The 21746-nt window shown below is 63.5% G+C and carries 22 protein-coding genes; all 22 read left to right on the top strand.

What is annotated here, in order from left to right; translation table 11 throughout:
* Nucleotides 1-74 precede the first annotated feature (74 nt).
* Nucleotides 75-1019, top strand: coding sequence for a ketoacyl-ACP synthase III (locus tag N430_RS10655; RefSeq protein WP_110636811.1), 945 nt, complete (start codon nucleotides 75-77; stop codon nucleotides 1017-1019).
* A gap of 53 nt (nucleotides 1020-1072) precedes the next feature.
* Nucleotides 1073-2365 (top strand): motility associated factor glycosyltransferase family protein, encoded by a 1293-nt coding sequence (locus N430_RS10650; RefSeq protein WP_110636481.1) that lies wholly within the window; start codon nucleotides 1073-1075, stop codon nucleotides 2363-2365.
* Entirely contained in the window at nucleotides 2362-2616 is a 255-nt protein-coding gene (locus N430_RS10645; protein WP_110636484.1) for a hypothetical protein, read from the top strand. Before N430_RS10650 ends, N430_RS10645 begins: the two co-directional genes overlap by 4 nt.
* A 210-nt stretch (nucleotides 2617-2826) precedes the next feature.
* Nucleotides 2827-3681, top strand: a complete 855-nt coding sequence (locus N430_RS10640; RefSeq protein WP_110636487.1) for a flagellin domain-containing protein — start codon at nucleotides 2827-2829, stop codon at nucleotides 3679-3681.
* Nucleotides 3682-3750: 69 nt separating this feature from the next.
* A complete protein-coding gene (locus tag N430_RS10635; RefSeq protein ID WP_110636490.1) occupies nucleotides 3751-4113 on the top strand; it encodes a flagellar protein FlaG in 363 nt (120 codons plus the stop codon).
* A gap of 78 nt (nucleotides 4114-4191) precedes the next feature.
* Complete coding sequence (fliD, locus tag N430_RS10630) at nucleotides 4192-5601, top strand: flagellar filament capping protein FliD (protein ID WP_110636493.1); 1410 nt, start codon at nucleotides 4192-4194, stop codon at nucleotides 5599-5601.
* 181 nt (nucleotides 5602-5782) lie between these two features.
* Entirely contained in the window at nucleotides 5783-6166 is a 384-nt protein-coding gene (gene fliS / locus N430_RS10625) for a flagellar export chaperone FliS (RefSeq protein ID WP_110636496.1), read from the top strand.
* Between the two features lie 8 nt (nucleotides 6167-6174).
* Nucleotides 6175-6471, top strand: a complete 297-nt coding sequence (locus N430_RS10620; RefSeq protein ID WP_110636499.1) for a flagellar protein FliT — start codon at nucleotides 6175-6177, stop codon at nucleotides 6469-6471.
* A gap of 167 nt (nucleotides 6472-6638) precedes the next feature.
* Nucleotides 6639-8114: a transcriptional regulator FleQ gene (gene fleQ / locus N430_RS10615; RefSeq protein WP_110636502.1), complete on the top strand. Its 1476-nt coding sequence runs from the start codon at nucleotides 6639-6641 to the stop codon at nucleotides 8112-8114.
* A gap of 202 nt (nucleotides 8115-8316) precedes the next feature.
* A complete protein-coding gene (locus N430_RS10610; protein ID WP_110636505.1) occupies nucleotides 8317-9534 on the top strand; it encodes a PAS domain-containing sensor histidine kinase in 1218 nt (405 codons plus the stop codon).
* The gene (locus N430_RS10605) at nucleotides 9534-10910 is read left to right on the top strand and encodes a sigma-54 dependent transcriptional regulator (RefSeq protein WP_110636509.1); all 1377 of its coding nucleotides are present in this window, start codon (nucleotides 9534-9536) and stop codon (nucleotides 10908-10910) included. Before N430_RS10610 ends, N430_RS10605 begins: the two co-directional genes overlap by 1 nt.
* 108 nt (nucleotides 10911-11018) lie before the next feature.
* Nucleotides 11019-11351: a flagellar hook-basal body complex protein FliE gene (gene fliE / locus N430_RS10600; protein WP_110636512.1), complete on the top strand. Its 333-nt coding sequence runs from the start codon at nucleotides 11019-11021 to the stop codon at nucleotides 11349-11351.
* Between the two features lie 15 nt (nucleotides 11352-11366).
* Nucleotides 11367-13142 carry a flagellar basal-body MS-ring/collar protein FliF gene (gene fliF, locus N430_RS10595; RefSeq protein WP_110636515.1) on the top strand — a complete coding sequence of 592 codons (1776 nt, stop codon included), beginning with the start codon at nucleotides 11367-11369 and terminating at the stop codon, nucleotides 13140-13142.
* Nucleotides 13135-14154, top strand: a complete 1020-nt coding sequence (gene fliG / locus N430_RS10590) for a flagellar motor switch protein FliG (RefSeq protein ID WP_054887156.1) — start codon at nucleotides 13135-13137, stop codon at nucleotides 14152-14154. The genes fliF and fliG overlap by 8 nt, the downstream gene beginning before the upstream one ends.
* A gap of 172 nt (nucleotides 14155-14326) precedes the next feature.
* Nucleotides 14327-15091 (top strand): flagellar assembly protein FliH, encoded by a 765-nt coding sequence (gene fliH, locus N430_RS10585; RefSeq protein WP_110636518.1) that lies wholly within the window; start codon nucleotides 14327-14329, stop codon nucleotides 15089-15091.
* On the top strand, nucleotides 15081-16439 hold the full coding sequence (gene fliI, locus N430_RS10580) for a flagellar protein export ATPase FliI (RefSeq protein WP_110636520.1): 1359 nt from the start codon (nucleotides 15081-15083) through the stop codon (nucleotides 16437-16439). The genes fliH and fliI overlap by 11 nt, the downstream gene beginning before the upstream one ends.
* Before the next feature lie 6 nt (nucleotides 16440-16445).
* On the top strand, nucleotides 16446-16898 hold the full coding sequence (gene fliJ / locus N430_RS10575; protein WP_054887153.1) for a flagellar export protein FliJ: 453 nt from the start codon (nucleotides 16446-16448) through the stop codon (nucleotides 16896-16898).
* Nucleotides 16899-17062: 164 nt separating this feature from the next.
* A complete protein-coding gene (locus tag N430_RS10570; protein WP_110636523.1) occupies nucleotides 17063-17368 on the top strand; it encodes an STAS domain-containing protein in 306 nt (101 codons plus the stop codon).
* A gap of 8 nt (nucleotides 17369-17376) precedes the next feature.
* On the top strand, nucleotides 17377-19068 hold the full coding sequence (locus tag N430_RS10565) for a fused response regulator/phosphatase (protein ID WP_110636527.1): 1692 nt from the start codon (nucleotides 17377-17379) through the stop codon (nucleotides 19066-19068).
* A 60-nt stretch (nucleotides 19069-19128) separates the two neighbouring features.
* Complete coding sequence (locus N430_RS10560; RefSeq protein ID WP_110636530.1) at nucleotides 19129-19476, top strand: Hpt domain-containing protein; 348 nt, start codon at nucleotides 19129-19131, stop codon at nucleotides 19474-19476.
* A gap of 71 nt (nucleotides 19477-19547) precedes the next feature.
* Entirely contained in the window at nucleotides 19548-20861 is a 1314-nt protein-coding gene (locus N430_RS10555) for a flagellar hook-length control protein FliK (protein ID WP_110636532.1), read from the top strand.
* A gap of 379 nt (nucleotides 20862-21240) precedes the next feature.
* Nucleotides 21241-21738, top strand: coding sequence for a flagellar basal body-associated protein FliL (fliL, locus tag N430_RS10540; RefSeq protein WP_110636535.1), 498 nt, complete (start codon nucleotides 21241-21243; stop codon nucleotides 21736-21738).
* The last annotated feature ends 8 nt before the right edge of the window (nucleotides 21739-21746 follow it).

The raw sequence follows: 21746 nt of genomic DNA, 5'->3' as shown, positions 1-21746 counted from the left end.
CAGATCCCGTTATTCTGGCGCTGCCCGAGTCATCCGGGCGGCGGTATCGAGCTGTTATTTTTTGGGAAGCCATGATGATCGGCATTAAAAGCATCGCGAGCTATGTGCCCGCTTCCGGCCTGGACAACTATGTGCAAGGCGCGAAATTCGGCAAGGACGAAGAGTTCATGTTCGGCAAGATCGGCGCGAGCTTCCTGCCGCGCAAAGATGCCGAGCAGGAAACTTCCGACCTGTGCGTGGAGGCGGTCAACAACCTGTTCGCGGCCAACCCGCAACTCAAGCGCGAGTCGATCGACGCGCTGATCGTCGTTACCCAGAATGGCGACGAGGAAGGCTTGCCGCACACCGCTGCCATCGTCCAGCACAAGCTCGGCCTGCCGACCCACGTCGCGGCCTTCGACATTTCCCTGGGTTGCTCCGGCTACGTCTATGGCATCTATGCGCTCAAGGGCTTCATGGAGGCCACTGGCCTGAAGAACGGCCTGCTGGTGACCGCTGACCCGTATTCCAAGATCGTCAACCCCGAAGACCGCAACACCACCATGCTGTTCGGCGACGCCGCCACCGCTACCTGGATGGGCGAAGATGCCACTTGGCAACTGGGCAAGTCCAAGTTCGGCACCGACGGCGCCGGCGCACCGCACCTCAAGGTGACCGATGGCGAGTTCTACATGAACGGCCGCCAGGTGTTCAACTTTGCCTTGGTCAAGGTGCCGGCGCACCTGCATGAACTGCTGGGCGAGTCGGGCCTGGAGAACAAGGACATCGACGCCTTCTGCATCCACCAAGGCAGCGCGGCGATCGTCGATGCCGTGGCGCGGCGCTTCGAGGAAGACCCGGAAAAATCCCAGGCCGACAAGTTCGTCAAGGACATGCTGGAGACCGGCAACACCGTTTCTTCCAGTGTTCCGCTGCTGTTGCAGAAGCACATGTTCGACGGTAGCTGGAAGCGTGTGGCTATCAGCGGCTTCGGTGTCGGCCTGTCGTGGGGCTCGGCGATTCTCTACAAAGCTGAATAACCGCCGCCATTAGGTTAACCTTCGGCGTTTCGCAGGTAAGGGAAGCTCAACCCATGAGCGAGTTTTTCCAGCGCAACGTTGAAGTGCTGCAGCGCCGCTGGCCGGCGCTGCTGGAGCGCCTGCAGAACGAGGCGGGTGAGGCCCTCGAGGTCGAGTTGGTGGAAGGCCTGGGGTCGACCCTCAGCGTCTCCGGCATCCAGCTCACCAGCCGCCACGACCGTCTCGCAGAAGCGCGCCTGCAGGCACAGAGCCTGCCTTCGGACAGTTCCACCCTTCATCTCTACGGTGCCGGCCTGGGCGATCTGCAGCGCGTGCTGCTGGAGCGGCCAGGCCTTGTGCGGCTGCGGGTGTACTTGCTCAATAACGCCTTGTTCCACCTGGTGCTGCAACTGCTGGACCAGTCCGACTGGCTGGCCGATCCCCGGGTCGAGCTGGCTTGCGCCGGTGACGGCGGGGAAATCGCCCTGCCGTTCTTCGCCTTGCCCTCGGAGCTGGTACTGGCCGATGACTTCAATGCCAGGATTCGCGATCGGCTGATCAGCGAAGCGCACCTGGCAGACAACAACCGCGCCTTCGACGTGGCCGACGCGGGCCTGCAGCAACTGCTCGAAGACAGCCTGCCGCTACTGCGCCAGGATCCTGACGTGGCTGCGCTGTTCGCCACCCAGGCCGGGCGTGACTGCTACGTGATCGCCACGGGGCCGAGCCTTGCCGGGCACCTGCCGGCCCTGGCAAGCGTTCGTGCGCAAGCCGAGCGGCCTTTGTTCATCTGCGTCGACACCGCCTACCTGCCGCTGCTGCGCGCCGGCATCCAGCCGGACATCGTGGTCAGCGTTGACCACAAGATCCGCATCCATCACTTGCCGCCGGATGATTCGGCGGCAACCGCCCTGGTGTATATGCCGATGCTGGATATCGAGCTGCTCGGCCACTGGCGCGGGCCGCGCTACAGCGCCTATTCCGGCAGTGCCCTGTATGCCCGGGTGCGTGAAGCGATACCGCGTGCCGAACTGTTCGTGGGCGGCAGCGTGATTCATCCGGCGACGGACCTGGCGGTAAAAATGGGGGCGGGCACTATCACCTTCTTCGGAGCAGATTTCGCCTTCCCTGGCGACCGTACCCACACCGGCTGGGGTGATGGTGTGCTCGGCCCGGCAATCTCGGCGTCCCGGCACTGGGTGCTGGATGGCCATGGCCAGCGGGTGCGCACCCAGCTGAACTTCCGCAGTTACCTGATCGAGCTGGAGCGGTTCATCGCGCATCATCCCCAGGTGCGCTTCTACAACACCAGCCGGGCGGGCGCGCTGATCGCCGGCACCACTTACGCTCCGGAGTACTGCCAATGAACGCTGCCAGCCAAGTGAGTGCGGCCTGTGAATGCGCTGCGCTGTTCCGCCTGGGGCGGGATGTGGAGGGGGCGCTGCGCATGGTCGAGCTGTTCGATGTGGCAATGCCGCATGTCGAACCCCAGGCGGGGGCGGCGGTGCTGCAGGCCATGCTCGCCGCGCAGCAGCGCCAGGACTGGCTGTCGCTCGCCGACTACCTCGAGTACGAACTGCGGCACCTGATCGAGCAGGCCCCTCGCATCGAAATGTGATCTGCATCACATTCCGCCTGCGGCCGTCGCGTCGCAGGACACGGCTGCAAGGCCCGGTTTACAAGGGGTGGCGCGGTGATGGCATTTTTTTTTGGAAAACCCCTAAAGCAACTTGCAAAACCGACGATAACCATTACGAAGGTTCTCTAGGCCACACCCGGCGGATGCCAGGGCCGGAAGCCGCAGTATCCATCCAACGAGGAATTCGTCATGGCATTAACCGTAAACACCAACACCACTTCGCTGGGCGTGCAGAAGAACCTGAACAAAGCTTCCGACGCTCTGGGCACTTCGATGACCCGTCTGTCCTCGGGCCTGCGCATCAACAGCGCCAAGGACGACGCCGCCGGTCAGCAGATCGCCACCAAGCTGCAGACCATGGTCACCGGTACCACCGTTGCCATCAAGAACGCCAACGACGGTAACTCGATCACCCAGACCGCTGAAGGCGCTCTGTCGGAAGTCACCAACATCCTGCAGCGTATGCGTGAGCTGGCTCTGCAAGCTCGAAACGACTCGAACGGCACCACTGAACGCGCCGCTCTGAACAAAGAGTTCGCTGCCAAGTCCGACGAAATCACCCGTATCGCTTCGTCCACCACCTACGGTACCAGCAAGCAACTGCTGGACGGTTCGGCTGGCGACATGGAGTTCCAGGTTGGCGCGATGACTGGTACCAGCCAGACCCTGACCGTTTCCCTGAGCACCTCGTTCGCAGCTTCGACCCTGGGTGTTGGCACTGGTACCCTGGCGATTTCGGGTACCACCGACGCCGCTGTGCACACCGCGGCTGACGCTGCAATCGACGCAATCGACACTGCTCTGCAAACCGTGAACGACACCAAGTCGGACCTGGGTGCCATCCAGAACCGCTTCCAGTCGACCATCAACAACCTGCAAAGCATGAACGAGAACTCGGCTGCCGCCATGGGTCGCGTTCAAGACACCGACTTCGCCGCAGAAACCGCTCAGCTGACCAAGCAGCAGACCCTGCAGCAAGCTTCGACCGCAGTTCTGGCCCAGGCCAACCAACTGCCATCCGCCGTACTGAAACTGCTTCAGTAATAGCGCGATGCGATCAGCGAGAGGGTGCCTGCGCACTCTCTCGCTTTTTAATTTCAGAGGTGATGCACGATGGACATAAGCGTAAAGTCGAGCCCGTCGTATCCGGTGTCGTCGGTCGCCGGCAACCTGCACAAGGATGATGCAGCGCTCAAGGCCTTCGGCCAGGTCCGCGACGCATCGCAGCTACAAGACGCTACTGCCCCCGGTAGCGAGGCCGAGCTACACTCGGCCGTGAAGGAAATACAGGATTTCGTCCAGTCGTTGCAGCGCAACCTGGAATTTTCGGTGGATGATTCCACCGGCACGTGGATCGTCAAGGTGGTCGCCCGCGACAGCGGTGAAGTGATTCGCCAGATCCCCTCGGAAACCGCGCTGGAGTTGGCCCGCAGCCTGCAGGATGCCAACAGCGTGCTTTTCGATATCAAGGCCTGACGGCTGGCCGACCAATTCGCCCCCCTCCGTTGCAGGGGCGGTTGAGCTTGTTGGCGTTAACCAGATAAGGAGTTTGTAATGGCAAGTCCAATTCTACCGAGTTTGGGGCTGGGTTCCGGTCTCGATACTACGGCCATTGTGAAGGCCCTGGTTGATGCCGAGAAAACCCCCAAGCAGAGCCAGCTCGACCGCCGTACCTCGGCCAACACCGCGTCGATTTCGGCGGTGGGTGGTATCAAGAGTGCGTTGTCGGCCTTCAAGTCTGTGCTGGACAAGCTCAACAGTAGCGACAACCCAGCATTCCTGGGGTCGGTGGCTACCAGCTCCAACGACAAGACGGTCAAGGCCACTGCTGGCAGCTCGGCGGTCAATGGCAGCTATTCGGTGCAGGTCTCGCAACTGGCCACCGCCTCGCGGGTGGCCAGTGATCGTTACACCGACAGCAGCTCGGTGGTATCCGCCAGTGGCGGTACCCTGACCCTGACCCAGAACGGCGCCAGCGTCGATGTCACCATCCCGGCCGGTGCCACGCTGCAGCAGACCCGTGATGCCATCAACGCCCAAGCCACTTCCAAGGGTTTCACTGCCAACATCGTCAACGATGGGCAGGGTTCGCGCCTGGTGTTGAGCTCCGACACCATGGGCAAGGACTCGGACATCTCCGTCTCTGGTGTAATGACCATCAGCCCGGCTGCCGAAATGACCGCTGCCGGTGGCGCCGGGCGCATTGGCGATCTGGCCAAGGACGCCGAGTTCAACATCGATGGCATGGCGCTCACCAGCAAGTCGAACAAAGTCGACAACGCGATCAGTGGCATGACCTTCGAGCTGCTGGCCAAGACCGACACCAACTCGTCGGTATCAATTGGCGTGGCCGCCAATACCGATGGCCTGAAGACCTCCCTGCAGTCTTTCGTTGACGCCTATAACTCGCTGGTGCTGAACATAAACAGTGTCAGCAAGGCCGTGCAGGGCGCCGATGGTACCTGGAGTACCCCGGCGCTGGCGGGTGACTCTGCAGTGAGCGGCATGCTGACTGCGCTGCGCAATGAGCTGGTGGTTCCGTCGACCTCGGGTTCCGGGCAGCTGACCGTGCTGTCGCAGCTGGGTATCAATACTTCCCAGGCCAGCGGCATGCTGGAATTCGACAGTACCAAGTTCACCAAGGCCATTACCGATCAGAAGCTCGGTGGCGAGGTGCAGGAGCTGTTCAACGGTGATGGCGGTCTGCTGGATCGCATGACCAAGGCCATGGAGCCTTATTCGGCGAGTGGCGGTGTGCTGGATACCCGCAACAAGTCGCTGGAGTCGGCGAAGAAGTCGCTGGAGTTGGAGCAGACCGCCCTCGATGCGCGGATCAAGGACCTCGAAGCTTCGCTGACCAAGAAGTACAACAACATGGACACCCTGGTCGGCCAGCTGAACTCCCAGCGCGACACCGTGACGTCCATTTTCGAGGCCATGGCGGCCCAGCAGAAGAACTCCTGACCGGCATAGGGCCTGATCGGCCTTGCATCGCCCAAGGTGGTGCCGCTAGAGGTTGAAAGGCCAACGCCAAAAGCTCGACGAAGCGTGACGCTCCGTCGGGCTTTTTGTATGCTCGCTAAAGTTTTTTGACGCCGCGCCGATAGCCCGGTCATACAGCAACCCCCGTGGTGACGAGGTACCCATGAATCCAATGTTAGCCCTTCGGCAGTATCAGAAGATTGGCGCCCAGGCGCAGACCTCCGAGGCGAGCCCGCATCGTCTGGTGCAGCTGCTGATGGAGGGCGGCCTGGACCGCATTGCACAGGCAAGCGGTGCGATGCAGCGCAAGGATATCGCCGGCAAGGGTATCGCGATCGGCAAGGCCATCGGCATCATCGGTGGGCTGCGTGATGGCCTGGATCGCGACAACATGACCGACGAGCTCGATCGTCTCGACGGCCTCTACCTGTACATGACGCGCCGCCTGAGCGAGGCCAACATGAAGAACGATCCGGCAATCCTCGACGAGGTCAGGGACCTGCTGCTCACTGTCAAGGAAGGCTGGGACGCGATCGCTGCGCAGTAGGAGGGTTTATGAGCAAGGTGATCGAGCGTATCGAGCAGACCCGTGACGAGTTGCTGGCTGCGTTAGCCAACCGCGACTGGCAGGCGGTCGGTGAGCTTGACCTTGCGTGCCGCGTCTGTGTCGAAGATGTGCTGGCCGAAGCGCTCAGCAATGAGGCAGCGGTGCGTGCGAGTCTTGAGGAATTGCTGGTGGTCTACGGGCAATTGATTGATGTTGCAAGTGGCGAGCGTCAATCAATAGTCGACGAGATGACGCAAATCCGTCAGGCGAAAAGTGCTGCCAAGGTATACCATCTGTTCACTTGACCACAGATTCGCAAAAAGTCGTGCGCCATTAATTTGACTGCATGGTTTTTTTTGACTTTACTAGTGGCTGTTTTCGAATTTCAGACGTCCGAACACTGACCATTCAGTCGGAGATGTCGAGCATGCCCTGAGAAGGGCGCCGATATGACTAGGGAAGTTGCTATTGCATGTGGCGTGAAACCAAGATTCTCCTGATCGATGACGACAGCGCCCGCCGCCGCGATCTGGCGGTGGTCCTGAACTTTCTCGGCGAAGATAACCTCCCATGCTCCAGCCAGGATTGGCAGCAGGTCGTAGGGAGCCTGTCTTCGAGTCGTGAAGTGCTCTGCGTGCTGATCGGTACCGTCAATGCCCCGGGCAGTGTCCTCGGGCTGCTTAAGACAGTGGCTGGGTGGGATGAGTTCCTTCCGGTCCTGCTGATTGGTGAAATTTCTTCTGCGGATTACCCGGAAGAGTTGCGCCGTCGGGTCCTGTCCAACCTCGAGATGCCGCCGAGCTACAGCCAGCTGCTCGATTCGCTGCACCGTGCCCAGGTCTACCGCGAGATGTACGACCAGGCCCGTGAGCGCGGTCGTCAGCGCGAGCCCAACCTGTTCCGCAGCCTGGTCGGCACCAGCCGTGCCATCCAGCACGTGCGGCAGATGATGCAGCAGGTGGCCGATACCGACGCCAGCGTGCTGATCCTCGGTGAGTCCGGCACTGGCAAGGAAGTGGTGGCGCGCAACCTGCACTACCATTCCAAGCGACGCGAAGCGCCGTTCGTGCCGGTCAACTGCGGGGCGATCCCGGCCGAGTTGCTGGAAAGCGAACTGTTCGGCCACGAGAAGGGCGCCTTTACCGGTGCGATCACCAGCCGTGCCGGGCGCTTCGAACTGGCCAACGGCGGTACCCTGTTCCTCGACGAAATCGGCGACATGCCGCTGCCGATGCAGGTCAAGCTGCTGCGTGTGCTGCAGGAACGCACTTTCGAGCGCGTGGGCAGCAACAAGACCCAGAGCATCGACGTGCGCATCATCGCCGCGACCCACAAGAACCTCGAAACCATGATCGAGGACGGGACGTTCCGCGAAGACCTGTATTACCGCCTCAATGTGTTCCCGATCGAGATGGCGCCACTGCGCGAGCGGGTGGAAGACATCCCGTTGCTGATGAACGAGCTGATCTCGCGCATGGAGCACGAGAAGCGCGGTTCGATCCGCTTCAACTCGGCGGCGATCATGTCGCTGTGCCGCCACGGCTGGCCGGGCAACGTTCGCGAGCTGGCCAACCTGGTCGAGCGCATGGCGATCATGCACCCGTACGGCGTGATCGGGGTGTCGGAGCTGCCGAAGAAGTTTCGCTATATCGACGACGAGGATGAGCAGCTGGTCGACAGCCTGCGCAGCGACCTTGAAGAGCGCGTGGCGATCAACGGGCATACGCCGAACTTCAGCAACCATGCGATGTTGCCGCCAGAGGGCCTGGACCTGAAGGACTACCTCGGCAGCCTTGAGCAGGGCCTGATCCAGCAGGCGCTGGACGATGCCAACGGTATCGTTGCGCGCGCGGCTGAACGTTTGCGCATTCGCCGCACCACCTTGGTCGAGAAGATGCGCAAGTACGGCATGAGCCGCCAGGGCGGCGAGGACCAGGCGGAAGACTGATTCCGCCTGTACCGGCCTCTTCGCGGGCAAGCCCGCTCCCACAGGATCACCACAAGGGCGAACATTGTGGAGTCCCTGTGGGAGCGGGCTTGCCCGCGAAGAGGCCATTCCTGCAGAAGCAAATCCCCATCCCCGGCACGCCTATTGCTACACCGCTGGCACCACACCGTTTTTATGACGGTCAGCCACGCGAGAGAGCACGATGCCCCAGGCCGCCCACTTTTCCCGAGTCCCTGATCCGCAGGGGCGTACCCCGGTCGAACAGGAGAGTCGACAGGGGCTGGAGCAGGCATTCGCCCTGTTCAATCAGGTATCTACCCAGCTCAACCAGTCCTACAGCATGCTCGAAGCCCGCGTCAGCGAGCTCAAGGGCGAGCTGGCGGTGGTCGGCCAGCAGCGCATGGCCGAACTGAACGAGAAGGAGCGCCTGGCCAACCGCCTGCAGAACCTGCTCGACCTGTTGCCGGGCGGGGTGATCGTGATTGATGACCAGGGCCTGGTGCGTGAAGCCAACCCGGCGGCCTGCGAACTGCTCGGCGAGCCACTGGTCGGCCAGCTGTGGCGCCAAGTGATCGCCCGCAGCTTCGCCCCGCGCAAGGATGACGGCCATGAGGTCTCGCTGCGTGATGGTCGTCGCCTGTCCATTGCCACGCGATCGCTGGATGCCGAACCCGGCCAACTGGTGTTGCTCAACGATCTGACTGAAACCCGTCGCCTGCAAGATCAGCTGGCCCGGCATGAGCGCCTGTCTTCCCTGGGGCGCATGGTCGCCTCGCTGGCGCATCAGATCCGCACGCCGCTGTCGGCGGCCATGCTCTATGCCAGCCATCTGGCTGACGCTGAGCGCGAGCTTGCGCCAGAAACCCGCCAGCGGTTTGCCGGCAGCCTGAAGGAGCGCCTGCACGAACTGGAGCATCAGGTGCGTGACATGTTGGTGTTTGCCCGTGGCGAGCTGCCGCTGGGTGATCGCCTGACCCCCAAGGGCCTGTTCCAGGCCCTGCAGCAGGCTGCCCAGCCTCACGTGCAAGGGCATGCGGTGCGCTGGCAGTGCGACAGCCAGCTGGGTGAGTTGCTGTGCAACCGCGACACCCTGGTCGGCGCCTTGCTCAACCTGGTCGAGAACGCCTTGCAGGCCAGTGACAGCCCGGCGCGGCTCAAGGTGCACCTGTTCCGTCGTGAGCACACCCTGCACTTGAACATCAGCGATGCCGGCAGTGGTATCGATGCGCAGCTGCTGGAGCGTCTGGGCGAACCCTTCCTGACCACCAAGGCCACCGGCACCGGGTTGGGGCTGGCGGTGGTCAAGGCCGTGGTGCGTGCGCATCAGGGCAAGCTGCAGCTGCGCTCGAAAGTCGGGCGTGGCACCTGTGTAAAGGTTGAGCTGCCGTTGATCGACGGGCAGGCAACGGAGGTCGTGTGATGGCAATCAAGGTGCTGCTGGTCGAGGACGACCGCGTTTTGCGCCAGGCGCTGGGCGATACGCTGGAGATCGGCGGTTTCGATTTCGACGCGGTCGGCAGTGCAGAGGAAGCGCTGGAAGCCGTGGCGGGTGAGGCCTACAGCCTGGTGGTCAGCGACGTGAACATGCCAGGCATGGATGGGCATCAGTTGCTCGCGCAGCTACGACGCCACCATCCCCAGTTGCCAGTGTTGTTGATGACTGCCCATGCGGCTGTCGAGCGCGCCGTTGAGGCCATGCGCCAAGGAGCAGCGGATTACCTGGTCAAGCCGTTCGAGCCCAAGGCGTTGCTGAGCTTGGTCGAGCGTCACGCCGCCGGGCGCCTGACGGCAATCGACAACGAGGGGCCGGTGGCTTGCGAAGCTGCCAGTCGACACCTGCTGGAACTGGCTGCGCGCGTGGCCCGCAGTGACTCGACCGTGCTCATCTCGGGTGAGTCGGGTACCGGCAAGGAAGTGCTGGCGCGCTACATCCATCAACAGTCGCCGCGGGCGGCGCAGCCATTCGTTGCGATCAACTGCGCGGCAATTCCGGACAACATGCTCGAGGCCACGCTGTTCGGCCACGAGAAGGGCGCCTTCACCGGCGCCATCGCTGCCCAGGCCGGCAAGTTCGAGCAGGCCGAGGGCGGCACCTTGCTGCTCGACGAGATTTCCGAGATGCCCCTGGGGCTGCAGGCCAAGCTGTTGCGTGTGTTGCAGGAGCGCGAGGTGGAGCGGGTCGGTGGGCGCAAGCCGATCGCCCTGGACATCCGGGTGCTGGCTACCAGCAACCGCGACATGGCGGGTGAGGTGGCGGCGGGGCGCTTCCGCGAAGACTTGTACTACCGCCTTTCGGTGTTCCCGCTGGCCTGGCAACCGCTGCGCGAGCGTGCTGGCGATATCCTGCCGCTGGCCGAGCGCCTGCTGGCGCGCCACGTGGCGAAGATGAAGCACGCGCCGGTGCGGCTGTCTGCCGAGGCGCGCGCCTGCCTGCAGGCGCACGCCTGGCCGGGCAACGTACGCGAGCTGGACAACGCCTTGCAGCGGGCGCTGATCTTGCAGCAGGGCGGGCTGATCGAGGCGGCGGATTTCTGTCTGGCCGGCGCCATTCCATTGTCAGGTGGAACGGTGGCCACTACATCGCCATTATCCGTGGACGTGGCGGCCGACTCGGGTGGCCTGGGCGACGATATGCGTCGCCACGAATTCCAGATGATCATCGACACCTTGCGCAGCGAGCGTGGGCGGCGCAAGGAAGCTGCCGAAAAGCTGGGCATCAGCCCGCGTACCTTGCGCTACAAGCTGGCGCAGATGCGCGATGCCGGGCTCGATGTAGAAGCCAGTCTGTTCGGCTGAAGACAGTCATTTATATGTTTGCGGTGCGGGCTGGCACATGAGTTGCTAGTTCAGGGCTATCCGCCGCATGAGTGTCAAAAAAAATGCGGCCGCCGGAGAGAGAAGGTCATGAGCCAAGGTGTTGAATTCAATCGTCTGATGTTGGACATGCGGGCCATGCAGGCCGATGCCATGTCGTTGCCCAAAGCCACCGCTGCTCCCGAGCTGGCGCCTGGCCAAAGCACCTTTGCCGACATGCTCGGCCAGGCCATCGGCAAGGTCAACGATACCCAGCAGGCGTCGACCCAGCTCGCCAATGCCTTCGAGATCGGCAAGAGCGGTGTCGACCTGACTGACGTGATGATCGCCTCGCAGAAAGCCAGCGTGTCCATGCAGGCATTGACCCAGGTGCGCAACAAGCTGGTCCAGGCGTACCAGGACATCATGCAGATGCCGGTTTGAGGACGGAAGTAAGTCATGGCTGAAGCAGTCGTCGATAACGCCCCCGCCAAGAGCGGTGCGCCAGGTTCCAAGCCTGCGCGGTTCAACATGGCGTTCCTGGAAAACATCTCGCAGATGCCCATGCTGCGTCAGGTCGGCCTGCTGGTCGGGTTGGCGGCGAGCGTGGCGATCGGCTTCGCCGTGGTGCTGTGGTCGCAGCAGCCGGATTACCGTCCGCTGTACGGCAGCCTGGCCGGCATGGACACCAAGCAGGTCATGGATACCCTGGCCTCTGCAGACATTCCCTATCATGTCGAGCCCAATTCCGGTGCTCTGCTGGTCAAGGCCGACGACCTCTCCCGTGCGCGCCTGAAACTGGCGGCGGCCGGCGTTGCGCCGAGCGATGGCAATGTCGGCTTCGAACTGCTCGACAAAGAGCAAGGGCTGGGCACCAGCCAGTTCATGGAAGCCACCCGGTATCGCCGCAGCCTGGAGGGTGAGTTGGCGCGTACCGTTTCCAGCCTGAACAACGTCAAGGCCGCCCGCGTGCACCTGGCGATCCCGAAAAGCTCGGTGTTCGTGCGTGACGAACGCAAGCCAAGCGCTTCGGTGCTGGTCGAGCTGTACCCGGGCCGTTCGCTGGAAGCCGGTCAGGTCATGGCCATCGTCAACCTGGTCGCCACCAGTGTGCCCGAGCTGGACAAGTCGCAGGTCACCGTGGTCGACCAGCGCGGCAACCTGCTCTCCGAGCAGTTGCAGGACACCGCACTGACCATGGCCGGCAAGCAGTTCGACTACAGCCGCCGCATGGAAGGCATGCTGACCCAGCGTGTACATAACATCCTGCAGCCGGTGCTGGGCAATGACCGCTACAAGGCAGAGGTTTCCGCCGACCTGGATTTCAGTGCGGTCGAGTCGACCTCCGAGCAGTTCAACCCGGACCAGCCGGCACTGCGCAGCGAGCAGGCGGTCAACGAGCAACGTGCCAGCAGCCAGGGCCCGCAGGGCGTGCCGGGCGCGCTGAGCAACCAGCCGCCAGGCCCGGCGTCGGCGCCGCAAACCACCGGTGGCGCTGCCGCGCCGGCCGCTGCCATCCAGCCGGGTCAGCCCCTGGTGGATGCCAATGGCCAGCAGATCATGGACCCGGCCACCGGCCAGCCGATGCTCGCGCCGTACCCGTCGGACAAGCGTGAGCAGACCACCAAGAACTTCGAGCTGGATCGCTCGATCAGCCACACCCGTCAGCAGCAAGGTCGCCTGACCCGCCTGTCGGTGGCGGTGGTGGTCGACGACCAGGTCAAGGTCGATGCCAATGGCGAAACCAGCCGTGCCCCATGGGGGGCCGAAGACCTGGCGCGCTTCACGCGCCTGGTGCAGGACGCGGTGGGCTTCGATGCCAGCCGTGGCGACAGCGTGACCGTGATCAACGTGCCGTTCGCCGCCGACCGTGGCGAAGAGATCGCCGATATCGCGTTCTACCAGCAACCGTGGTTCTGGGACATCGTCAAGCAGGTGCTGGGTGTGCTGTTCATCCTGGTGCTGGTGTTCGGTGTGCTGCGCCCGGTACTCAACAACATCACCGGTGGCGGCAAGCAGGCTGCTGCGGACAGCGACATGGAACTGGGCGGGATGATCGGTCTGGATGGCGAACTGGCCAACGACCGTGTCAGCCTCGGTGGCCCGTCAAGCATTCTGTTGCCGAGCCCGACCGAGGGTTACGAAGCACAGCTCAACGCAATCAAGGGCCTGGTGGCCGAAGACCCGGGCCGCGTAGCCCAGGTCGTCAAAGAGTGGATCAACGCCGATGAGTGACAATCGAGCCATTACCGCCAAGCTGAGCCGCGTCGACAAGGCCGCGATCCTGCTGCTGTCGCTCGGTGAGACCGATGCTGCACAAGTGCTGCGGCACATGGGCCCGAAGGAAGTGCAGCGGGTCGGTGTGGCGATGGCGCAGATGGGCACCGTGCATCGCGAGCAGGTCGAGCAGGTGATGAGCGAGTTCGTCGAGATCGTCGGCGACCAGACCAGCCTGGGCGTGGGCTCTGACGCCTACATTCGCAAGATGCTCAACCAGGCCCTGGGTGAGGACAAGGCCAACGGCCTGGTCGACCGCATCCTGCTCGGTGGCAACACCAGCGGCCTGGACAGCCTCAAGTGGATGGAGCCGCGTGCCGTGGCCGATGTGATCCGCTACGAGCACCCGCAGATCCAGGCCATCGTGGTCGCCTACCTCGACCCCGACCAGGCCGGTGAAGTGCTGAGCAACTTCGACCACAAGGTGCGCCTGGACATCGTCCTGCGCGTGTCGTCGCTCAATACTGTGCAGCCGGCGGCGCTCAAGGAGCTGAACCAGATCCTCGAGAAGCAGTTCTCGGGCAACTCCAACGCAGCGCGCACCACCCTGGGCGGCATCAAGCGTGCTGCCGACATCATGAACTTCCTCGACAGCTCGGTGGAAGGTGCGCTGATGGACGCGATCCGCGAAATCGACAGCGACCTGTCGGAGCAGATCGAAGACCTGATGTTCGTCTTCAACAACCTGGCCGACGTCGACGACCGTGGCATCCAGGCGCTGCTGCGCGAAGTCTCGTCCGACGTGCTGGTGGTGTCGCTCAAGGGCGCCGACGAGCGGGTCAAGGACAAGATCTTCAAGAACATGTCCAAGCGTGCCTCCGAGCTGCTGCGCGACGACCTCGAGGCCAAGGGCCCGGTGCGCGTCAGCGACGTGGAAACGGCGCAGAAGGAAATCCTCACCATCGCTCGCCGCATGGCCGAGGCCGGCGAGATCGTGCTCGGCGGCAAGGGTGCCGAGGAAATGATCTGATCCACAGGCTACGCGAGCCCCTGTAGGAGCGGCCTTGTGTCGCGAAAGGGCTGCAAGGCAGCCCCAGGATTTCAGCGTTGTTGCATAGATTGCTGGGGCTGCCTTGCAGCCCTTTCGCGACACAAGGCCGCTCCTACAAGGGCGTGTCGCTTGCAGATGAGTAGCTGAGAACATGCCCACCAAAGAATCCCACCCCAGCGACCTGATCCGTGCCCGCGACCTCGAGGCCGTCGATGTCTGGGCGCTGCCCAGCTTCGACCCGGAGCCTGAGCCGGAACCCGAGCCAGAGCCGGAAGTCATCGAGGAAGAGGTCGAGGAAGTCCCGCTGGAAGAAGTCCAGCCGCTGACCCTCGAAGAGCTCGAAGCGATCCGCCAGGAGGCCTATAACGAAGGCTTTGCCACCGGCGAGCGCGAGGGCTTTCACAGCACCCAGCTGAAGGTACGCCAGGAGGCCGAGGAAGCGCTCGCCGTCAAGTTGGCCAGCCTGGAGCAACTGATGGGGCATTTGCTGGAGCCGATCGCCGAGCAGGACACCCAGATCGAGCGCAGCATGGTGCATCTGGTTGCGCACATGGCGCGCCAGGTCATCGGCCGGGAGCTGCGCAGCGACTCCAGCCAGATCACCCAGGTGTTGCGCGAGGCGCTGAAGCTGCTGCCGATGGGGGCCAACAACATCCGCATCTACCTCAACCCGCAGGACTTCGAGCTGGCCAAGGCTTTGCGCGAGCGCCATGAGGAGAGCTGGAAGTTGCTCGAAGACGAAGCCCTGCTGCCAGGCGGCTGCCGGATCGAAACCCTGCACAGCCGCATCGACGCGACCATGGAAACGCGCATCGAGAAAGCCGTGGCGCAATTGTTCGACCAGCTGCACGACCAGGCCCTGCACCCGGCGGCAGCGGACATGTCGGTCGAACTGGACGCCCACGATGCGCCTTGATCGCACCAGTTTCGGCAAGCGCCTCGGTGGTTACGCCGAGGCGATCGAGCTGCCGGTGCAGCCGGTGGTCGAAGGCCGCCTGTTGCGCATGGTCGGCCTCACCCTTGAAGCCGAGGGTTTGCGCGCCGCAGTAGGCGGGCGTTGCCTGGTGATCAATGACGACAGCTACCACCCGGTGCAGGTCGAAGCCGAGGTGATGGGCTTTGCCGGCAACAAGGTATTCCTGATGCCGGTGGGCAGCATTGCCGGCATCGCGCCGGGTGCGCGGGTGGTGCCGCTGGACGACAGTGGCCGCCTGCCCATGGGCATGAGCATGCTCGGCCGGGTGCTCGACGGTGCCGGGCGCGCCCTCGACGGCAAGGGCGGCATGCGCGCCGAAGATTGGGTGCCGATGGATGGCCCGGTCATCAACCCGCTCAACCGAGACCCGATCAGCAAGCCGCTGGATGTGGGCATTCGCAGCATCAACGGCCTGCTCACCGTCGGCCGCGGCCAGCGCCTGGGCCTGTTCGCCGGTACCGGTGTGGGTAAATCGGTGTTGCTGGGCATGATGACCCGCTTCACCGAAGCAGACATCATCGTGGTCGGCCTGATTGGTGAGCGGGGCCGCGAAGTCAAGGAATTCATCGAGCACATCCTCGGCGAGGAGGGGCTCAAGCGCTCGGTGGTAGTGGCATCGCCCGCTGACGATGCGCCGCTGATGCGCTTGCGCGCTGCCATGTACTGCACGCGCATTGCCGAGTACTTCCGCGACAAGGGCAAGAACGTCTTGCTGCTGATGGACTCGCTGACCCGTTTCGCCCAGGCCCAGCGCGAAATTGCCCTGGCCATCGGCGAGCCGCCGGCCACCCGCGGCTACCCGCCGTCGGTGTTTGCCAAGCTGCCCAAGCTGGTGGAGCGCGCCGGTAACGGCGAGCCGGGCGGTGGCTCGATCACCGCGTTCTACACCGTGTTGTCCGAGGGTGACGACCAGCAGGACCCGATCGCCGACTCGGCGCGGGGCGTGCTCGACGGCCACTTCGTGCTGTCACGGCGCCTGGCCGAGGAAGGTCATTACCCGGCCATCGACATCGAGGCCTCGATCAGCCGGGTCATGCCGCAGGTGGTGGATGCCGACCACTTGCGCCAGGCACAGAAATTCAAGCAACTGTGGTCGCGCTTGTCCCAGAGCCGCGACCTGATCAGCGTGGGCGCCTATGTCGCCGGCGGCGATCCGGAAACCGACCTGGCCATTGCCTTGCAGCCCAGGCTGGTGGACTTCCTGCGCCAGGGCCTGGACGAGAATGTCGGCATGGGCCAGAGCCGCGACGAGCTGGGGGCGATCTTCACGCCTCCGGCCAAGGGCTGATAGGCCATGAGCCTGCCCGGTCGCGCCGCGCGCCTGGCCCCGGTGGTCGACATGGCCGAAGAGGCTGAGCGCAAGGCCGCCCAGCGTGTGGGGCACTTTCAGCAGCAGGTGGTTCAGGCCCAGGCCAAGCTGGCCGAGCTGGAATCATTCCGTGAAGGGTACCAGGCGCAGTGGATCAATCGTGGCGGGCAGGGGGTGAATGGCAGCTGGCTGCTCAACTACCAGCGCTTCCTGGCCCAGCTGGAAACGGCCATGACCCAGCAGCGGCAGAGCCTGGCCTGGCATGAGAACAACCTGAAGAATGCCCGTGGCACCTGGCAGCAGGCCTATGCCCGGGTGGAAGGGCTGCGCAAGCTGGTGCAACGTTACATGGACGAGGCGCGGCGGGCCGAAGACAAACGCGAGCAGCGGTTGCTGGACGAGTTGTCGCAGCGCTTGCCGCGACAAGGCCATCTTTAACCTGTACCGGCCTCTTCGCGGGCGCGCCCGCTCCCACAGGAGATCGCGTATTCCTTGTGCGGGCGCGCCCGCGAAGAGGCCGGTACAGGCTTGCCTTGCTAGACCGGCTGCGGGCTGCTAAACCTTGAAGAGTTGCATTCGCCATCATCGAAGGAATCGCTAGCATGGCAGTCGAGACTGATTTTTCGCAGGACGGGAAAAAGCTCACGATCAAGGTCAAGGGGCGTTTCGATTTCGGCAAGCATCAGGAATTCCGTGATGCCTACGAACGCCAGCCTAAAAGGCCCGACTCGGTGGTGGTCGACCTGAAGGACGCCACCTATCTGGACAGTTCTGCACTGGGCATGCTGCTGTTGCTGCGTGACCATGCCGGGGGGGACGACTCGGACGTGCGCGTGGTCCATGCCAGTTCCGACGTTCGCAAGATTCTGGCCATTTCCAATTTCGAAAAACTGTTCGACATCAGTTGAGTGTCCAGATGCCGGCCGAGCAAGTGTTGACCGTACTGGTCGCTGAGGACAGTGCGGTAGACCGCTTGTTGCTGGCACAGATCGTCCGCCGCCAGGGTCACCATGTGTACACCGCGGAAAATGGCGAGCAGGCCGTGGCGCTGTTCGCCGAGAAGCGACCGCAGCTGGTGTTGCTCGACGCCTTGATGCCGGTGATGGATGGTTTCGAGGCGGCGCGGCAGATCAAGGCGCTGGCCGGCGAGGCGCTGGTGCCAATCATCTTCCTGACCTCGCTGAACGAGGAGGAAGCCCTGGTGCGTTGCCTGGAGGCCGGGGGCGACGACTTCATGGCCAAGCCCTACAGTGCGGTGATCCTCGGTGCCAAGATCCGCGCCATGGACCGCCTGCGCCGCTTGCAGGCGACCGTGCTCGAGCAGCGGGACCAGATCACCCGACACCATCACCACCTGCTCAACGAGCAGCGGGTGGCCAAGGCAGTGTTCGACAAGGTTGCGCATTCCGGCTGCATCACGGCGCCGAACATCCGTTACCTGCAGTCACCCTATGCGCTGTTCAATGGCGACCTGCTGCTGGCTGCGTTCACCCCGGCCGGTGACATGCATGTGCTGCTGGGTGATTTTACCGGCCATGGCTTGCCTGCCGCAGTCGGCGCGATGCCGCTGGCAGAAGTGTTCTATGGCATGACTGCCAAGGGCTACGGCCTGGCGCAGATGCTCCGCGAGATGAATGCCAAGCTCAAGCGCATCCTGCCGGTGGACATGTTCTGCTGCGCGCTGCTGCTCAACCTGAGTGTGCAGCGCGGTACGGTGGAGGTATGGAATGGCGGCATGCCGGATGGTTACCGGCTGTCGGTCGATGGTGAGGTGCTCGGCAGCCTGGGGTCGCGTCACTTGCCGCTGGGCATCCTGGCACCCGAGCGTTTCGATGACAGCACCGAAGTGCTGCCGTTGGCGGCAGGGGAGCGGCTGTTGCTGCTGTCCGATGGCGTGGTCGATACCGCGGACGAGCAGGAGCGCCTGTTTGGTGTCGAGCGCTTGCGCGAGGTGCTGGCCGCCAATCGTGACCCGGCGCAGCTGTTTGATGAGGTGATGCTGGCCCTGGAGCGTTTCGGCGGGCGAGCGCGGGATGACATCAGCCTGTGCGACATTCGGATGTTCAGTAGCGAAGACCGGGTGCCTGCGCCGACCCTGTATTCCGACAGTGGGCGCTCCAGCCCACTGGACTGGGCGCTGGGGTTCGAATTGCGTGGCGAAAGCCTCAAGCGTTTCAACCCGGTGCCATACCTGGTGCAGTTGTTGCAGGAAATCCATGGTCTGCGGCCGCGTACTGGCGCCTTGCACAGCGTACTCAGTGAGCTGTATTCCAACGCTCTGGAGCATGGTGTGTTGGGCCTGGATTCACAGCTCAAACGTGATGTGCAGGGTTTTGCCGACTACTATCAGGAGCGGGCCCGGCGCCTGGTGAGGTTGGCCGAAGGCTTCGTGCGCATCGACCTGAAGGTGGAACCCTCAGGGGCGGGCGGGCGTCTCACCATCGAGGTCCGCGACAGTGGCGCAGGGTTCGACGTGCAGCGTGTGTTGTCGCGTCCGTCCGTGGAGCAGGCGTTGAGCGGGCGCGGGTTGCACCTGGTACGGCGGCTTGGCAGCCATGCACAGTGGTGCGAAGGCGGCCGCTGCGCCCGCGTGCAGTTCGATTGGTGATGTGTCTGGAGGGCCGCAGGGCGGCTCAGGCATAATCCGGCTTGATCAAGGAGTGAGCAAGTGACTGACATGCATATTGACCACAAGGTACTCAGCGACTTGCAGGAGGTCATGGAAGGTGGCTACCTGCAGCTGCTGGAAACCTTTCTGGAAGACTCCGAGCGGCGCTTGAGCCAACTGCACGAGGCCAAGAGCGCCGATGAACTCGGCATGGCCGCGCACAGCTTCAAGGGCAGTAGCAGCAACATGGGTGCTGTTGGCCTTGCCCGGTTGTGCCAGCAACTGGAAGAGCGGGTGAAGGTGCGACCGCTGTATGGCATCGAAGACCTGATCAACCGGATCGACCAGGAATACCTGGAAGTGCTGTGCTTCTATCGCGGCGAGCGTGAGCGCGTTTCGGCGAGCTGATGGCAAGTTGGCGCGACTTTTGCCTCTCTGTGGCCAGATGATATTCCAGTTTCTGGCGCGGAGACCCTTCAATGCCTGTCGCATCCAACCCTTTGTTGCAAGCCAACACCCTGAGCAAGCCGTCGAGCGCGGGTTCCTCACGGGTGGACAAGTCGCTGCAGCCGGCGGGCGGGCTGGGCGGCGGCTTCGATCAGGTCATGGCCGGGCAGGGGCGTGACAAGGCGCCCGTACGCAACGACAAGGTTGCTCAGCCTGACCCTAAGGGCAAACCCGACGTGGCCCAGGGCGGCAAGCAGCAGGCCGCCGATAAACCGGCAGTTGCCGATGACGGCAACAAATTGCCAGCAGACGATACGACACCGGCCGCTGCCGATGCGGCGGCGCCCAGCGATTCGGGGTCGCTCGATGCCACCCTGGTGGCGGGCCAGGTGACCGACGCGCAACCCGGCGCGCAGTTGCTGCAGGCCCAGGCCGAAGCGGTGGCGCCGGTGTTGCAGGCGGCTATCCAGCAGCCGCCTGTGGCAGCGGTTGCCGAGCCAGTACCGCAGGCGCCTGAAGCCGACGCCGAGGCCTTCGACCCGGATGCCGATCCCTTGGCTGGCCTGCCAACGCTGCGCCTGGCCCTTGAGCAGAGCGCACAGGCCAAAGGCACGACGTCGGCGCATGCTGCCGAACCTGGCAAGTCCCAGGCCGATGATGGCCAGGCGGCCGTCAATCCGTTGGCGACCTTGATCGACAAGGTCGAGGGCGAGGCAGGCAAATCCGAGACTGGCGACAAGGCCTTTGGTGCCTTGCTCGAAGACGGCCTCAAGGACACCAAGAGCGCCAGCAGCGATACCCGTGTCGACGACTTCGCCAACCGCCTGGCCAGCCTGACTCAGGCCGTTACCGCCAAGACCGCCAATGCCGTGCCAGTGAGCGCCAACCCCCTGCATCAGCCCTTGCAGATGAACCAGGGCGCGTGGGCCGAAGGCCTGGTCAACCGGGTCATGTACCTGTCCAGCCAGAACCTGAAGTCGGCGGACATCCAGCTGGAGCCCGCTGAGCTCGGCCGCCTCGATATCCGTGTCAATGTAGCGACCGACCAGTCTACCCAGATCACCTTCGTCAGTGGCCATGCGGGCGTACGTGATGCGCTGGACAGCCAGGTGTATCGCCTGCGCGAGCTGTTTGCCCAGCAAGGGCTGGCGCAGCCGGACGTCAACGTTGCCGACCAGTCGCGCCAGCAACAGCAGCAGGCGCAACAGGATGGCCCGCAGCTGTCCGGGGTGGCTGCGCGCCGGGCCCAGGGTGGTGAGGGCGAGCAGGGCGGGCTGGGCGACGTCTCCCGGGCTGTCGAGCAACAGGTGGTCGTCGGCGATAGTGCGGTCGATTATTACGCCTGATGGGCTTGTCTTGGGATTTTCAGCGCCTGTGAGATCGAGCGCCGCCCGCGCGGCGCATCGCGGGCAAGCCCGCTCCCACATCTGTTTCGGGCCAATCTCTCCTATGAAGCCAACAGGGACCGCCTTGTTGGCATGGCGATGCATCTCGGTGGGCGCTGATGCAGTCCCACCTGTCTCCAGTCATGCACCAAGGCGGATCCTGTTGGCGGCACAGGAGCGACTGGCCCGAAACAGATGTGGGAGCGGGCTTGCCCGCGATGCGCCGCGCGGGCGGCGCTCGATCTCACAGGCGACACACCACTCAAGCCAAACATGGCATAACACTTGCTCAAGCCACGTCATCCTCCTTTGAAACCCCGATGGACGACGGATTATTGGCATGGCGAAGAGCGACGCAGTGAAAGACCCCGCCGCAAAAGGCAAACTCAAGCTGATCCTGCTGCTGGTGCTGGCCCTGTTGCTGGCAGTCGGCCTGTCGGTGGGTGCCACCTGGTTCATCATGCACAAGAGTGAACCGGCACCGGCCCCTGAAGCGGCCGCCACCAACGTCAAGGCCCCAGCGATCTACGTGCCGCTGGCCCCCGCCTTCGTGGTCAACTTCAACCAGAACGGCCGCCAGCGCTACATGCAGCTGAGCATCACCATGCAAGGCCGCAGTCAGGCCGACCTGGATGCACTCTCGGTGCACATGCCGGTGATCCGCAACAACCTGGTGATGATGTTCTCCGGGCAGGGCTTCGACACCCTGGCGGCCAGTTCGGTTGGCCAGGAGATGCTGCGTCAGAAAGCCACCGCGGTGGTCCAGGAAGTGGCGCAGAAGGAAGTCGGCAAGCCGGTGGTCGACCAGCTGCTGTTCACCAATTTCGTATTGCAGTAGGAGTCCGC

The organism is Pseudomonas sp. CC120222-01a (assembly GCF_003097235.1).
Taxonomy (GTDB): Bacteria; Pseudomonadota; Gammaproteobacteria; order Pseudomonadales; family Pseudomonadaceae; genus Aquipseudomonas.
This window is presented reverse-complemented; position numbering and strand designations above follow the sequence as displayed.